This is a genomic window from Euzebyella marina (genome assembly GCF_003687485.1).
Taxonomy (GTDB): domain Bacteria; phylum Bacteroidota; class Bacteroidia; order Flavobacteriales; family Flavobacteriaceae; genus Euzebyella; species Euzebyella marina.
In genome coordinates this window covers 2,360,832-2,375,624 of the sequence record NZ_CP032050.1, presented here as the reverse complement: position 1 = coordinate 2,375,624, position 14,793 = coordinate 2,360,832, and the positions used below count along the sequence as shown (strand labels likewise).

14 protein-coding genes and 1 riboswitch are annotated in these 14,793 nt (G+C 39.6%); of the genes, 8 read left to right on the top strand and 6 right to left on the bottom strand.

What is annotated here, in order from left to right:
* The first annotated feature begins 3 nt into the window (after positions 1-3).
* The 6 genes from D1013_RS10110 to D1013_RS10085 all read left to right on the top strand — a co-directional run bounded on the left by D1013_RS10110 (position 4) and on the right by D1013_RS10085 (position 7,455).
* Entirely contained in the window at positions 4-390 is a 387-nt protein-coding gene (locus tag D1013_RS10110; RefSeq protein ID WP_121848715.1) for a DUF7009 family protein, read from the top strand.
* A 175-nt stretch (positions 391-565) separates the two neighbouring features.
* On the top strand, positions 566-967 hold the full coding sequence (locus D1013_RS10105) for a response regulator (protein ID WP_121848714.1): 402 nt from the start codon (positions 566-568) through the stop codon (positions 965-967).
* A 275-nt stretch (positions 968-1,242) separates the two neighbouring features.
* On the top strand, positions 1,243-1,953 hold the full coding sequence (locus tag D1013_RS10100) for a LytR/AlgR family response regulator transcription factor (RefSeq protein WP_121848713.1): 711 nt from the start codon (positions 1,243-1,245) through the stop codon (positions 1,951-1,953).
* Between the two features lie 198 nt (positions 1,954-2,151).
* Positions 2,152-4,656, top strand: coding sequence for a DUF4114 domain-containing protein (locus D1013_RS10095; RefSeq protein WP_121848712.1), 2,505 nt, complete (start codon positions 2,152-2,154; stop codon positions 4,654-4,656).
* A 264-nt stretch (positions 4,657-4,920) separates the two neighbouring features.
* Positions 4,921-5,994, top strand: a complete 1,074-nt coding sequence (locus D1013_RS10090; RefSeq protein ID WP_121848711.1) for a polysaccharide biosynthesis protein — start codon at positions 4,921-4,923, stop codon at positions 5,992-5,994.
* A gap of 270 nt (positions 5,995-6,264) precedes the next feature.
* Positions 6,265-7,455: a glycosyltransferase family protein gene (locus D1013_RS10085; protein ID WP_121848710.1), complete on the top strand. Its 1,191-nt coding sequence runs from the start codon at positions 6,265-6,267 to the stop codon at positions 7,453-7,455.
* An 82-nt stretch (positions 7,456-7,537) separates the two neighbouring features.
* On the opposite strand, the gene D1013_RS10080 is transcribed toward D1013_RS10085, so the two are convergent.
* The 5 genes from D1013_RS10080 to thiM all read right to left on the bottom strand — a co-directional run bounded on the left by D1013_RS10080 (position 7,538) and on the right by thiM (position 11,133).
* Entirely contained in the window at positions 7,538-8,053 is a 516-nt protein-coding gene (locus D1013_RS10080; protein WP_121848709.1) for a DUF5004 domain-containing protein, read from the bottom strand.
* 177 nt (positions 8,054-8,230) lie between these two features.
* The gene (gene tenA / locus D1013_RS10075) at positions 8,231-8,881 is read right to left on the bottom strand and encodes a thiaminase II (RefSeq protein WP_121848708.1); all 651 of its coding nucleotides are present in this window, start codon (positions 8,879-8,881) and stop codon (positions 8,231-8,233) included.
* Entirely contained in the window at positions 8,865-9,701 is an 837-nt protein-coding gene (gene thiD / locus D1013_RS10070) for a bifunctional hydroxymethylpyrimidine kinase/phosphomethylpyrimidine kinase (RefSeq protein WP_121848707.1), read from the bottom strand. The genes tenA and thiD overlap by 17 nt, the downstream gene beginning before the upstream one ends.
* On the bottom strand, positions 9,698-10,336 hold the full coding sequence (thiE, locus tag D1013_RS10065; protein ID WP_121848706.1) for a thiamine phosphate synthase: 639 nt from the start codon (positions 10,334-10,336) through the stop codon (positions 9,698-9,700). Before thiE ends, thiD begins: the two co-directional genes overlap by 4 nt.
* On the bottom strand, positions 10,333-11,133 hold the full coding sequence (gene thiM / locus D1013_RS10060) for a hydroxyethylthiazole kinase (RefSeq protein WP_121848705.1): 801 nt from the start codon (positions 11,131-11,133) through the stop codon (positions 10,333-10,335). Before thiM ends, thiE begins: the two co-directional genes overlap by 4 nt.
* A 64-nt stretch (positions 11,134-11,197) precedes the next feature.
* Positions 11,198-11,296: riboswitch (TPP riboswitch) on the bottom strand.
* A 181-nt stretch (positions 11,297-11,477) separates the two neighbouring features.
* Here thiM and D1013_RS10055 point away from each other — a divergent pair.
* On the top strand, positions 11,478-12,326 hold the full coding sequence (locus D1013_RS10055) for an AraC family transcriptional regulator (protein WP_121848704.1): 849 nt from the start codon (positions 11,478-11,480) through the stop codon (positions 12,324-12,326).
* 10 nt (positions 12,327-12,336) lie between these two features.
* Here the strand turns inward: D1013_RS10055 and D1013_RS10050 are convergent, their stop codons facing one another.
* The gene (locus tag D1013_RS10050) at positions 12,337-13,965 is read right to left on the bottom strand and encodes a carboxylesterase/lipase family protein (protein ID WP_121848703.1); all 1,629 of its coding nucleotides are present in this window, start codon (positions 13,963-13,965) and stop codon (positions 12,337-12,339) included.
* A gap of 85 nt (positions 13,966-14,050) precedes the next feature.
* Between D1013_RS10050 and D1013_RS10045 the strand changes: the two genes are divergently transcribed.
* On the top strand, positions 14,051-14,773 hold the full coding sequence (locus D1013_RS10045) for an NUDIX hydrolase (protein ID WP_121848702.1): 723 nt from the start codon (positions 14,051-14,053) through the stop codon (positions 14,771-14,773).
* The last annotated feature ends 20 nt before the right edge of the window (positions 14,774-14,793 follow it).

Below are 14,793 nucleotides of genomic sequence, written 5' to 3'. Positions count from 1 at the left end.
CAAATGAAGATTAGAATAAAGGGAAATTCTGTTCGCTTGCGCCTAACGCGTACAGAAGTGGAGACTTTTTGTGAAACTGGAATGTATACTGAAACTACAGAGTTCATTTCACAACAGTTTGTTTATGAATTACGTGCAAGCGCACATATTACTGGACCGCAGGCCGATTTTAAAGATGACAAGATTACTGTATTGATTCCTTTTGAAGAATCGAAAAACTGGGCAAACGACACGACGAAGGTGGGCTTTGAAGGAAACTACCGCTTACCGAGCGGAGAAAGCTTGTATCTTCTGATTGAAAAGGACTTTGTATGCCTTGATGACCGTGATGAAGACGAGTCGGATAACTACCCGAACCCTCTAGCCATCAAAAACAACACAACTAACTGATTTATAGTAATTTTAAGGTATTTGAAAGAATATACCTACAACGTTATAGTTGACAGTAATTTTACTCAACGTCGGTTAACTACCATTCGTCTACACTTATTTTCCATTCGTCTACAAATCGAATTTTTTCTATGAAGAATGTAGGTACTTTGTTATTCACTTAATGAATTGCGCCATGAAAATACTTTTTATAGAAGACGACCAAGTAGAGACCATGAAAATGAAACGGACCCTTGCCAAACTGCAGTTAAAGCATGAGCTTATACTTGCTGAAAACGGTGAAGATGCCTTAAACAAATTAAAAGATAGCAGCAGACTACCTGATCTTATTTTGCTCGATCTTAATATGCCACGTATGAATGGCTGTGAATTTTTAAAAGCCATCAAGCAAGATAACAGCTACAAAAACATTCCTTCTGTGGTTTTGACCACCTCTCAAAATAGGGATGATCTTCTGGACTGTTACAGCAGCGGAATAGCAGGTTATGTAACCAAACCTCTTAAATACGATGATTACGTCGAAAAAATGAGAAAGGTTTTTGCTTATTGGGAAGTTAACGACCTTCTAACCGTTTAAACGAATTTGATTCGGAAATTTTAAATTTCTTTATTTCTTCTTTTTTACTTGAAGCAAAACCTTGACTACCGAAATTAAATGGCGTAATTGCTGGTCGTCTGTTTATATTGTGCACAAGTCTTTAAGCCCTTCTCGATTTATTAAATCAAATACTTAAGAAACACAATTCTAGCCGCTTTCTTACCGTTTGTCTAGTAGCAAGTAGTTTAATTTTGTTAATAGCAAAATATTATTTGTAACTTAAACAGATAATATCGGTAGGTAATTTCTTGACTATGAACTGCATAATAGTTGATGATGAAGCAGCTGCTAGAGCAATAGTAGCCCAACTCTGTTCCAAAGAGTCTAATTTGAATGTAATCGAACAATTTGAAAGTGCTGTAGAAGCTATCAAATTTTTAAATCAGAATACCGTCGACGTGGTATTTCTTGACATTCATATGCCAGGCTTTACAGGCGTTGATTTTGTGCAGACCCTCAAGAACCCGCCGCATATTGTTCTGACCACTTCAGATACTGAGTTTGCCATCGAAGCTTATGAATATGAGGCCATAGTCGATTATATCGTTAAGCCGATTACCCCAGAGCGTTTTCAAAAATGTATTGTAAAGCTTGAAAAGGTTATGAGCCGTGCTCCGAAAATAGAGAAAAGCGAGCCAAAAGAGCCGTCAAGTGAAAATGATTTGTACATCAATATTGACCGAAGGTTGATAAAGCTTAAATTAAACGATATTCAGGTTATTGAGGCCAAAGGTGACTATATTGAAATTAAGCTTGAAAAAGATACACATCGAGTACACACCACCCTTAAAAAAATAAAGGAAAAGCTTCCTGAGAAGACCTTTTTACAAATTCATCGCTCATTCATTATCAACTTCACCAAGATTATAGATATTGAAGACAATAGCGTGTTGATAGGTAAAAACGTCGTACCTATCAGTCGTTCGAATAGACCGGAGCTCATGAGAAGGCTTAATTTGGTCTAACCAGAATCCCCTCCTACTCCATTTCATTTAAAGTTTTCAGCACTAAACTGAAAGTTTGAATTACACCCTATTTTCAAAAAATATAAATCGACGGATAATATCCATCCACCATAGGTAAACTACCACCCACCGATCCTGGCAATTTTTCTTCCTTTAAGTAACGGATATTCGTAGCACCAAATCCAAAGACTTAACCCGATGAAGAGATATTTACTTTGCCTACTAGCAGTTCTTTCTTTTAGTGTTGCATCTGCCCAGAACTATAATTTTTTGGGTTCTTACACTGCTGACGGAACTCCAGAATATTTTGATGAAAAAGATTCGGTTTCCCCCGAAACGCTGAGCATGATTGCCGACGCTCTTCCAGAGAGCTTTCCGGTGCCTCAGTACAACCCGCAGTATATCACCTCTGGCTACGATACTGATGTTATCTTGAACGAGAATGCAGATGTATGGGTAACTTTCGTAGCAGAGGGTGCGGGTTACAGAAATGTTTTAGGCTTCTATACCTATGATATCAATAACCCTTTAACCCAAGCCCCAAGCCCAGAGGATATAACCATTATCTTTCCGAACGTATCGGCCAAAAATTCAGGTGGTAGCTTAGAAGCCGGACACAAGGTAAAAATAGGAACTTTCTCTGCCGGTACCGGTATCGGATGGGTTCTTTTGGCGAACGGTTGGAACGGTTCACAGGTCACCTCAGGTCTTTGGCAACTGTATTCCGGAACGGCCTTTAATCCTGAACCACTCGAAAATCTTAGACATCACAACGTTCTTTTGAACGATCCTGATAATGAAAGAATTATTCTAGGTTTTGAAGATATTAGAAGAGATTACGCCAGCTGTGACAATGATTTTAATGATGCATTGTTCTATATATCGGCCAACCCATATACGGCTATCAAAACTACCAACTTCAATAAAATAACCGACCATACCGATGTTAGTTCAGGTAATGACGGTGGTCTTGAAAGCAATGGTGATTTGGCCTCATTGATAGCGAAGAGAAACTTCGATAGAAATAAGAACAATACTTTTAAGAACACACAAAAGCGCCAGAGCAAGTACAGCAAAAAAACGTATAAGGGTAATGCCGCTATCGATGGAAGCTTAAATGCCTATTTTCCGGAGACCGGAATGTTCGGTGATGAATCGACCTATATTTCAAGTCCTGACGACCTATTGGCAATCACAAATGCCAGCCGCATATTTTCAATTGATTATTATAGAGGCTATGGTCGCGTTGCCGCCGCACTTGCTACTGAAACCGTAGACGGCGTTTACAACCATACCAAGACTATCTGCGATCGACTTAACGATTCAAAACTTCTTGACGTGCGAACGGTAGAGTTACAGGGTCACGAATTGGTCTACACTCAATTGGAAAGAGCAAATGGCGATTTGGAATATGCGCTACTCTTTTCTGCAAAAATCGACGCAGACCATTACACAGTTTACAGCTTTTGGAATCTTGACCAATATCCTGCCGGCGATTATATCAACTTTCAGGTATGGGGTCATAGTATGGGCCAGGTTAGTACGATGGTCAATCATATAATCGAACAATTGAACGAAGAAAAGGCGGTGAACCCCTTCAAGACCGAAAATATTCTGCCAACTGTTTTTATCAAAAACGGATTTTATAAGAACGGAAAGCTACACTTGAATGTGGTGAACTCTTCTAAAGCCAGATCATTGAATATAAACTCAAATTACAAAGCCACTGAGCAGTCTGGTTTGAGCAAGTTTTCAAAGTCTATCTCGCTTAACGGCAATTGGGAAGAAGAGGTTATTGTAGACACAGGTTTCTTGTTCGATGCAGGCATTTCGATAAAAGGTGATAATTCTCCCCAAATCGATGCCCTTTATTTAGCAGATGGGCCGTGGGGTGTTGATTATAATGCACAGGCCGATTCGATAGGGTCTTTTGAAATTACCAAACACGAAGGTAGCGTTCAAAAATCTGAAAATTATATGGTAGAGCGAGGGGTAGCCCTCGACGGTGAAGTAAAAGAAACTATTAATATCTTTAGAAATCTCTTGGCCGGCGACCGTAACCTAAGCGTAGATGATTACAGCTACCTACAGTTCAGCATCGAAAATGATACGCCCATAGAAGTGAGCCTGGTTACGGAGAACACTGCGGACTGGAGCAATCGATTAAGGCATCAAATTTCTGTTCACGATGAAGAGTCGGTAGTAAGCCTACATTTTTCAGACTTCACCGACGAATCAGGAAACCCAGTTCAGTTCAGCGAAATTAAATCAGTTGTTTTTTCGGTACAAGGTGATTATCATGGCTATCAGGAGTATTCCCTAAAAATCAACTCTATGGTTCTTAGCGCTGAAGGCTACACTCCCGCAGAAGAAGAGGTACTTGAAGAAACCGAGGTTGCACAAACCACGGAAGCCGATTTAGAGACCATAGAAGAATTAGAGAACAACGAAGTAAAGGTGCGAAACTATCCCAACCCGTTTACGACACACACCAGCATCGATCTACCTAAATCAACTTCAAAGGTTGAAATAAGATTAACAAACACCGTAGGGGCCATGGTTTACCATAAAATGTTGCATACCCAAGCGGGAGGTAGAACTGTCATGATAGAAGCCTCATCTCTGGTAAACGGTATCTACATATTTACGGTTTTAGATGCCGAAAATGGAAAAATCTATCAAGGCAAAGTGATTAAAAATTAAGTTTTTCGGTAGTGATTATAGACAGCACCCTTTTTTTATTTGGGTTCAAAGCGGTGCACAAGTCTCTTTTAAAGCAACCAGGTCAGGCGCATCTGGTTGCTTATTTTTTTAGCGGTTATATCATCTGGTAGGCAAAAAATAGCTCAAAGAAAGAAATTATCCATTCGTCTACAGAAAATTTCCATTGACCCATTTCTCTCTATTCAAGCATTGTTTACTAGTGATATTTGTTAGACAAACAGGTTGCTGAACAGCGCTTGTTCAATGATAACAGAGAACACTGATAATATGGAAATTAATAGAACTTCCCCCGAAAGGTTGATCATAGGTAGTGCGCTTCTAGCTAATGGAAGCAGCTACCTATACAACCTTCTTCTGGGGCACATAATGGGCCCGGAGAGTTTTATGCTGAAGGCACATACCATTACGCTAATAATCTATTTTATTTTTTTGGGATTTTTGATTCGTCTTGCCTGGGGCAGACTGGGGCGATTATTTAATCTAACTTCAACATCACTAATAACAAATACCATGGGTTGCCGTATTACTTTTGCCTTACTTGCCGTTTTAGGTATTCTATTTTTTTCAGAAGACTTCACGGCGTACTTTACTTTGCAGGAAGCCGGAATCTCTTTAGGAATAGGCATCGCATTTCCCGTCTGTATGATGAAGAAAGTTTTGCCCAAGAAACTTCAACCGCTATTCTTTGGCAACATAAAAAGAGTATCTCGAGAGCACACCAAAAAAATAATCTTCTTATTGCTATTGATTGCCGCTTACGAGCTCGCCCATATCTTTTTGAAGAATAGCGATATATTATTGGTGAGACAATATTTTAGCCAAACAGAAGCTACCCTTTATACGTCTATAGCGTTGGTCGGAAGGGGAATTTATTTAATCGCTTGGATTTTTTTAATCGTGATTGCCACCAAATTCGTCAATTATAAGAAGTCTGGCGTCTTAACGGCCACGGTCATTAAAAAATACATCATGCGAACCGCCCTCTTGCTAATGGGTTTATTAATGGTTTGTTACTTATTTCCTGAACAGATTATTAATTATTTATTCGGTCCGGAATACTTATCAGTGGCCTCCTTTCTTTGGCAACATGCCTTAACGACTTCACTTTTTATAATGGCCAACATTTTCACATATTATTTCATGTTCTTAGGAGAGTACCTTCCCATTCTCTTTTCTGTGCTTGTAGGTATTGTTCAAATGTTACTAATGAGCATTTTCAATAGTAGTATGGATCTAGTGGTACAACTGCAAATAGTTGCCATGGTTGCACTTTTAACGGCCAACGCAATCTTCTTCTATAGCAGAACCATTAGGTAGACCACTGCTTGAGTTTTATTCTTTAAATAACCATTTTGGGCTTCAGTTTCTATTTTGTTCAATTACACCTCTCAGATAAAATGCAACATTATCGGATAAGTGAATTTACGATGTGTTTTTTGATCAATCATGAAATTGCTTCTAAGCTACACTAATTTACCATTCGTCTACACCTAGGCCCTAACCGTCATCAAACAACACCTTTGCCCGGCCATAAGTGGGAACTTTGTTTCAGTCAAGTAATTGATGTCCCAAATAAAGAATTGACCTATGAAACTTGCAATCGTGACCGCCTATCCCCCGAGCGAATCAAAACTTGCCGAATATGGTTCGCAACTTGTAAAGCATTTTAGAATGCAACCAGAAGTATCTGAAATCATTCTATTGACTGAAAAACATAAAAAGCAAATTATAATTTCAGAACAAGGTTGCCCCGTAACCGTTCAGCAATGTTGGAGTTTTAACGGCTATTCAAATATTATTAAAGTGACCCAAAAGGTACTCCAGTTCAAACCGGATGCCGTTTTCTTCAACCTTGAGTCCTTAACATTCGGGAATAAGAAAATACCAGCTACCCTTGGTTTTATGATTCCTTTTTTCAGTCGTGTTACCGGAATAGCCACTATATCACTATTACATTCCCTACCAAATAGTATTTCGGACTATAAAGGTTTTACACTCAATGAGCCGAAGGGTAAAAAATATGGTCGTAGCTTGACTAAAATGGTTCTTGCCTCAGATTTAGTGGCCGTTACTAAAGAAAGAATGGTCGATTTGCTAAAGGAAAAGTTTGATGCCGCTAATGTTGCCAAAGTACCTTTCGGAACTTTTGATAGCATGCCCGAGCCGGATTATCGTCTCTCGGGAGATAAAAAACAGGTTTTGACCTTCGGTGAGTTTGGGTCTGACAGAAAACTTGCCAATCTACTGGAAGCTGTACAACGCATTCGCGCAAGAAGAGAGAATTTAGATATAGAGGTAATTATTGCAAGTACTGAAAGTGTTCAAAACCCTGGCTATATAGACAGTGTTCAAAGAAAATTCAAACATATGCCCGATGTTCACTTTGTGAACGTTAAAAATCGAGAAGAACTGGCCGCCATCATTGAACCATCTGCCTTGGTCGTTCTGCCTGAAATGAAAGACACCGAAAATCTAAAAGATATTCAATTTGCCGCAAGCCATGGTAAAGCACTAGTGCTTCCGTATTTCGAAAACCTCAACCGGGCTATAGAGGAATGGGGCTACCGAAGCGAAGTTTACACCCACGATTGCCCCGAATCGTTATCGGAAGCTATTGAGAACGTATTGGTATTCAATTCTTATAGAATACATCTGGGGATGGCCAATTACAAAGCCTATGTAGCACACCCTATTGAAAACAGTATTCGATTGTATATTGAATATTTCAAGGCAATTAAACAATCGAATCAAAAGAATCTTGAAAAAACCGGTTACTAAAAGTTAGATCTAGGTTTAGGTCATGTGCAGAAAGGGGAAGGTCTGGTCAACCATTCCCCTTTCATTTTTATGCACAGTTATTTTACTGCTTGGTGTAAGTAAAAGTTACCTCGGTCTGAACCGTTGCACCTTGCACATTGGTCACATTAAAGACTTCGGAGAAATTGAAGGCCGAAGAATCTTCATTAAATTCGATAGCCAAATTTTGAATATTACAAGAGCCTACTAGGCTAATGGTATTGCTTGCCAATTGCCAAGTACCTGCCAAGTCAACCTGACGCTCACAACCAGAAGCACGAAGGCCCTGTTCAAAAGTGTAACCGCGGTTACTGCTAAAGGTATAAGCCCCATCTCTTTGACAATCGCTGTATTGGGCATATATATCGGTTGAAGGGTTTTCTTCGCTATCGTCTGTAAGGTCAATTTCTTCTTCCGAAACGATTGCAGTCAATAGCCATTCACCTACCATTTTCTCTTCAGTTGCCGCCAAAGCCCCTGTATAATCTTCTGGGCATTCAATCTCGTTATCTGAGTTACAGCCTACTAAGCCAAACATAACTACCCCTAACCACGAAATTGAATTAAATCTGATTTTCATATAAAAGTTCAAGTTTTAAGTTCTTGTACAAGATGAAAACCTGGGGCAAAGGTTGCCTTTAAATAGCTTAAAATTTTGTAAAAGCGGGATAAAGAAGTATTCCAACCATAAAATCAAAACCCTTATTTAACTGATCAATAACCGATTACCTAACAGTAAAAAAAATCAATTTGAAAATTATTCCCACTTTTTCAAATGGTACGCACTGTTCCAAAATTCATATTCAAGATGGCTCGCTGTTTTAAACGCTTCGGTCATTTTTGTCAGTTGCGCTTTTGTTAACTCTTTTGCGGCTGCATCCGTAATGTTGATTGCTTGTTGGGTAATCAAGCCAAATTCTTCACCCGCGTAGGTATCTATCCATTTTTGATAGGGATTCCCTTCTTTTTTCTGATTTTCGTAAATATAATCTCCCACTCTTTTATAAATCCAAAAACAGGGTAAAACAGCGGCCATAGCTACCTCAACTTGATCTAAGCTGGCCGTACTTTTTAAAAAGTGACCATAGTGGTGGCATGTTGGCTGAATCTTACCTCTTTCATATTGCTGAAATTCTTCAAAATACGATTCATGCAATGCTTTTTCGACAACAATAGCACCTTCGGCGAATTTTATGTATGCCAAACTATCTTCTACTTTATCGACCCTTGCCCCAATTATAGCCAAAGCCCTACCAAAATGGTCTAGGTAAAAGGCATCTTGAACCATATAATATTGAAACTTTTCCAAGGGTAAGGCACCATTCATCAACTCGGTGATAAAAGGCATTTCAATAATCTTATCGTAGATAGGTTCTATGGTTTTCCAAGCGCTATCGCTCCAATTCATTTTTAATAAGTTTTTCAGGATTAAAAAAATGGTTTAACGGTCCGTTGCCATGGCCTACCTGTACATTCTTCCCGTGATAAATAGCTTTATGTACAAATTCCTGACCTTTACCAACGGCCTCTAAAATAGATTCTCCTCTCGCCAAATAACTGGCAATAGCAGAAGAAAGGGTACAGCCCGACCCATGTGTATTATTGGTGTCGTACTTTTGATAACTAAATTCATGTACCTCTCCCTGTTTAGTAAAATATAAGGAAGTAAGATGCTCTGTTTTTAAATGGCCACCCTTTAACAATAAACCTTGTACACCTAAATCAATTATACGCTTTCCGGCCCGATACATGTCTTCAACACTCTCAATTTTCATGTCGGCCAAAATAGCTGCCTCATCTAGATTGGGGGTTATCAATTGCGCCAAAGGAATCAATTGTTTGGCAATCACCTCAATGGTATCATCTTCAATCAATTTGTGGCCGCTTGTGGCCACCATCACTGGATCAAAAACGACCGGCACTTGCGTATGCGAATGAAGTGCTTTGACTATGGTTTGAACCAGTTCACTGGTATGCACCATTCCTATTTTAATTGCATTTGGAAAGATATCTTCAAATATGGTCGCCAATTGTTCTTCAATAGCCGCATTGGGAATAGAAAATATATTCTTTACTCCCATGGTATTCTGAACCGGAAGGGCCGTCAAAACCGAGGTTGAGTAACAACCTAAGGCAGAGGCGGTCTTAATATCGGCCTGTAGACCGGCTCCACCGCTTCCATCAAAACCTGCAATGCTAAGCACCGAGGGATATTTATATTTTTTCATAATGCTCTTTCTATTTCATTTCTCAAAATTTCGGCCGCCAAGACCGGGTTTTCGGCCTTACAAATAGCAGAAACAACGGCAATGCAATCGGCGCCGGCACGTATAACTTCCGCCGCATTTTGCTTGTTCATATTACCAATGGCCACAAGTGGCTTATCGGTTAAAGTCCTAATTTTCGATACCCCATTTAGTTTCCATTCTGTAACGGTATCCGTCTTGGTCTCAGTGCTGAATACCGGGCTAATACCTAGATAATCCGATATTTTAGTCTTTTCGGTATTAAGCTGTTCTATATACTCAATCGAGTATCCGAGACAATGAGGTGATGACCACTGTGATTTTATTTCAATTGGTGAGAGGTCATTATTGCCTACATGAATACCAAATGCCTCTACCCTACGGGCAACATTTAAGTTATCATTGATGATTAAGGGCACATTGTGCTTTACTAAAACCTCCTTTAGTCGTAAAGCCCTGTCTAAAAACTCAATATCGCTTAGGGCCTTCTCCCTTAACTGCACTATATCTACACCGCCTTGTACAGCTTGTTCAGCAACTTCCAGAAAATTTCTACCCAAACAGCTTTCTTCAGAAATAACCAGGTAAAGGCGGTATGGAAACGCATTAGTTATCATTCTACGGAGAATTTCAACAGACTGGAGAATTCTTCTGCGGTTAGGTTGTGGAGTTTATCCAAAAGGTGCATCTGCAAACTTCCAGGTCCGTCTGCATTTTTAGCAGCTAGTTCTCCTGCCACTGCCATTAACGACATTGCCGCAGAAACGGCTTCTAGTTTATTATCTATAACCGCAATAAAAGCTCCGATAATCGCTGTTGCAGAACAACCAAGACCGGTAACCTTGGTCATCAACTCATGACCGTTCTTTAAAAACACCTTCTTTTTTCCGTCAAGAACAATATCCGTTTTTCCGGAAATACAAACGACCGAACCGAACGCTTCGTTGATACTTAAACCGGCTTCAATGGCCTCATTGCTCTCGGCGGTACTGTCAACACCTTTCGTAGGCGTTGTATTCAGTTTCGCCAATGCCATTATTTCTGAGGCATTACCGCGAACTACCGTCGGTCTGTAATTAAGTAATTCCGATAAGGTTTGATCTCTAAAACTAGTGGCTCCGGCACCAACCGGATCGACCACAAATGGTTTGCCCAATGAGCTCGCCTTATCGGCTGCCAAAAACATTGATTGTTGCCAGTATTCATCTAATGTTCCGATATTGATTACGGATGCCTGGCAGATATTTACCATTTCCGGTATTTCGGAATGTGCATGTGCCATAATGGGCGATGCGCCTGTTGCCAAGAGAGCGTTCGCCGTATTGTTCATCACCACAAAATTGGCTATGTTGTGCACTAAAGGCGATTTTTCTCTAATAGATTCTATGTGGTTCCAAAGGGTAGTACTGTCCATAATTATTTTGAATTAAATATTATGGCAATAGGTAGTATCTCTCTTTGATGAAGAAATAAAGAAGAAGATGATACGAACTTTTCCCTACGCTGGTGTCAACCAAATCAGGTTCAAAGGGACTCTCTCAATTCCATTTAAAAAAGGAATACCCCTAAAGCCGAAACAAAGATACTATTTTCAATGACTTGCCCTTGCCTTTTCAGAAAAAGTACAAATGGCGAAAGTAGAAGGATTATTAGGAATCTGATTTCATAAGTTCGACCATCAAAAAACAACATAAATCATACTATTTTACACTTCTTTTATTAATTTAACCCTCTTCAACGCATATATAATATCATTCATTGAAGGCATTACCGTTTAATATTCCGAAGCCGAAGAACGAAAGTCTTGTGTTTCAAATCGATAGGGAGCATATTTTTTATGAGCAGTTTCATCAACATGAAGAAATTCAAATCAGCTACATTGTTAGAGGCACCGGAACTTTGATAGTCGGTGATTCTATCAATGAATTTAATTCGGGAGATATTCTTATAATCGGTGGCCTCATACCTCATGTTTTTAAAAGTGAGCCCATAAATGATGATGATTCAGAAATGTTCACCCTCTTCTTTGCCAAGAATTCTTTCGGAAACGAATTTTTCAATTTGCCCGATTTGGTAGCGACCAAATCTTTTTTTGAAAAAGCCGAAATGGGAGCGAAAGTGATTAGCCACAAAAGCGAAATTATTGAATGGTTTCAAAAGCTGCCCAACAGCGATAAGATTGAACAATTGGGTATTTTACTTAAGATTTTAGATACTATTTCCAAGGCTAGAACTAGTCGTTTGTCGAACTTTATCTACAAAAAGAGCTATACCGACATTGAAGGAAAGCGAATGGGTGATGTGCTGAAATTTGTCATGGACCATTATTCGGAGCAAATAACCCTAGAGCAAATTTCTGATGAAGCACATCTAAGTAAAAATGCCTTTTGTAGGTACTTCAAAAAAAGAACCAATAAAACTTTCTTTCAATTCTTGATTGAAATACGAATTGAGAATGCCTGCAAGCTTTTGGTCAATGAACCCGAACGCGCCATCACATCTATTTGTGAACAATGTGGTTTTAACAACATGGCCAATTTTAATAGAAAATTCAAGGCTTTAAAAGGATGTACACCTTCGAATTATCGCCATAAATTCACCAATTAACCAAACGCCTTTAGTTTTTATAAGACTCATCTAAAAATAAATAGCGCGCATCGTTTTTAGCATCGACCGACTTACTTTCTGTATTGATAACCATTACTGGCGGGGCCGCATCCTTGGCATCGGCATTTGGCCATTCTGGAAGGTTCTCACCGTTAGGGTTTCCATTGATAATGAAGTTGGCAAAGAAATTTTGCATGGTCTCAGAAGTCCTGTAGTCATCCGCCGTCCATGCGTAATCATCGACCAAATGAAGGTTTCCCATACAGTATTCTATTTCACAGGCGTGAGGTGCACCAATCGGCTCCGGTGCTTTCGGTGCATTCGAATCTTTAGATACAGTACCACCGGCCAAACCTGAGGCCAAGTTTTGGTCTTTTAAAGGTGGACGAAGCTTGCTATACAAATAACGGTACACCGGTTGGTCACTGTTTTTTCGATGCAGGTCGAACCATTTCCAAGTGCTGTATACGATGAACCGGTCAGAGGCCAAATCGGTCGCCGACTGTTCTACTTCGTTTTCCGTATTATGAGGATACAATTTTAAAACCTCGTTATATTTCTTAGGATAGACCTCCCTCACCTTTGTGGTAAATTGCTCTTTTGTATAAGGGCCTTGAGTAAATGCCATACCAGGTATTTCAGCTGAATTCCATCCTAACAGAAGAGGAACTTGGGCCTGTTCTTTCGCATTGAAGATTTCTGGAAGGCTTTTGGGTAAAAAGTAATTGTCAATGACCATTGGAAAGCCGAATCTTTTAGATTCATTGTAAATCTCATAGACCTCTCTAGTGCTTAACTTTCTAAAATCTACTATACTTGAATAGCCAGCATTTTTTACGAATTCGGCACCTTGGTTTTCAGCTTCCTCCAAAGATACCGGTGCCATTGTAGGATGAATGGCTGCACCGCTTTCGCCGATGGCCCCAGCTATTAAATTTTTGCTTAAAGGAGAGGCCATTTGGGCACTTACCCCTATCGACCCGGCCGACTCCCCAGCGATAGTTACTTTGCTCGAATCTCCGCCAAATACCGAAATGTTCTTTTGAACCCATTTTAAGGCGGCATGTTGGTCTAGCATACCGTAATTGCCCGAAGCTTTGTAAGATGCCTCTTTGGTTAGTTCAGGATGTGCCAAGAAACCAAAAATATTCAAGCGATAGTTTGTGGTCACAACCACCATACCCTTCTTGGCCATACTTTCACCGTCATATCGTGGTTCGGAAGCGTCTCCTGCCACATTTCCGCCTCCGTAGAAATAAACGAGAACCGGAAGATTTTTGGTATCTCTCTTAGCGGGGGTCCACACATTCAAATAAAGACAATCTTCACTAACACCGTTCGAACGAGACTTCATATCACCAAAAACCATGGTCTGCATAGGTCGCGGACCAAATTGTTTGGTTTCTTTAACACCTTCCCATTTGTCCAGTGGTTGTGGTGCCTTCCACCTTAAATCACCAACGGGCGGCTTTGCAAAAGGCACACCAAAATAGGTTTGTATTCCCGTGTGCGTATTATAATTACCTTCTATAACCCCCTGTTCAATTTTTACCTGCACCGGAAAGGCATTTAAATCTTGTGCTTTAAAATTTTGCGTACTTACAAGACCGACCATTATAAGAATTATGTAATTTTTCATACCCTTTACTATTATTGTCTCATTTTGTTACAATAATACTTTGTTTTTATTGAATTTTGGGCTTCATTTGAAAAAAAAGTGATTTTTGGCAAATAAGGAAAATAGACCGTTACCCAGTATCGATGAGTACCTACCCCATATAGCCTATGATTTGGTTATATTTGGTTTTAACGGTAAAAGTTTAAAAATACTCTTGTTAGAATACGATAACACTTCTTTTTTTGCGTTGCCAGGAGGTTTTATCAAAAGAGATGAAAACGTTGATGATGCCGTAAAAAGAGGGCTTGAAGAACGAACCGGGCTTAAGAATATCTTTTTGGAACAGTTTTATACCTTCGGTAATGTTGAAAGACCGAAACCGGAGGTCATGCGAACAATTTTAGAAGCTAATGGTTTCGACCCTAAAGACGGTCATTGGCTACTCGATCGGTTCATTTCGATTGCCCATTACGCGCTTATCAATTTTGATGAAGTAAACCCAAAGCCGGATAGACTCTCAAAATCGATAAATTGGTATTCTATTGATGACCTACCCAGTCTTATGATGGATCATAAGGCTATTGTGCTCAAAGCTTTAAACGTGCTTCGTAACAACTTAGAAAATAAACTGGTAGGCATCAACCTTTTACCCGATAAGTTTACCATGAAAGAACTGCAAATGGTATATGAAACCGTACTAGGCGAAAAGCTGAGAAGAACCACTTTTCAACGAAAAATGCTGAATAAAGATATATTAACGCGTCATGAAAAACTCTTTACCGGCGGGGCACATAAAGCGCCCTATCTGTACAGTTTTAAAGAGCACTAACAAGGCCGTAGGCACTATTT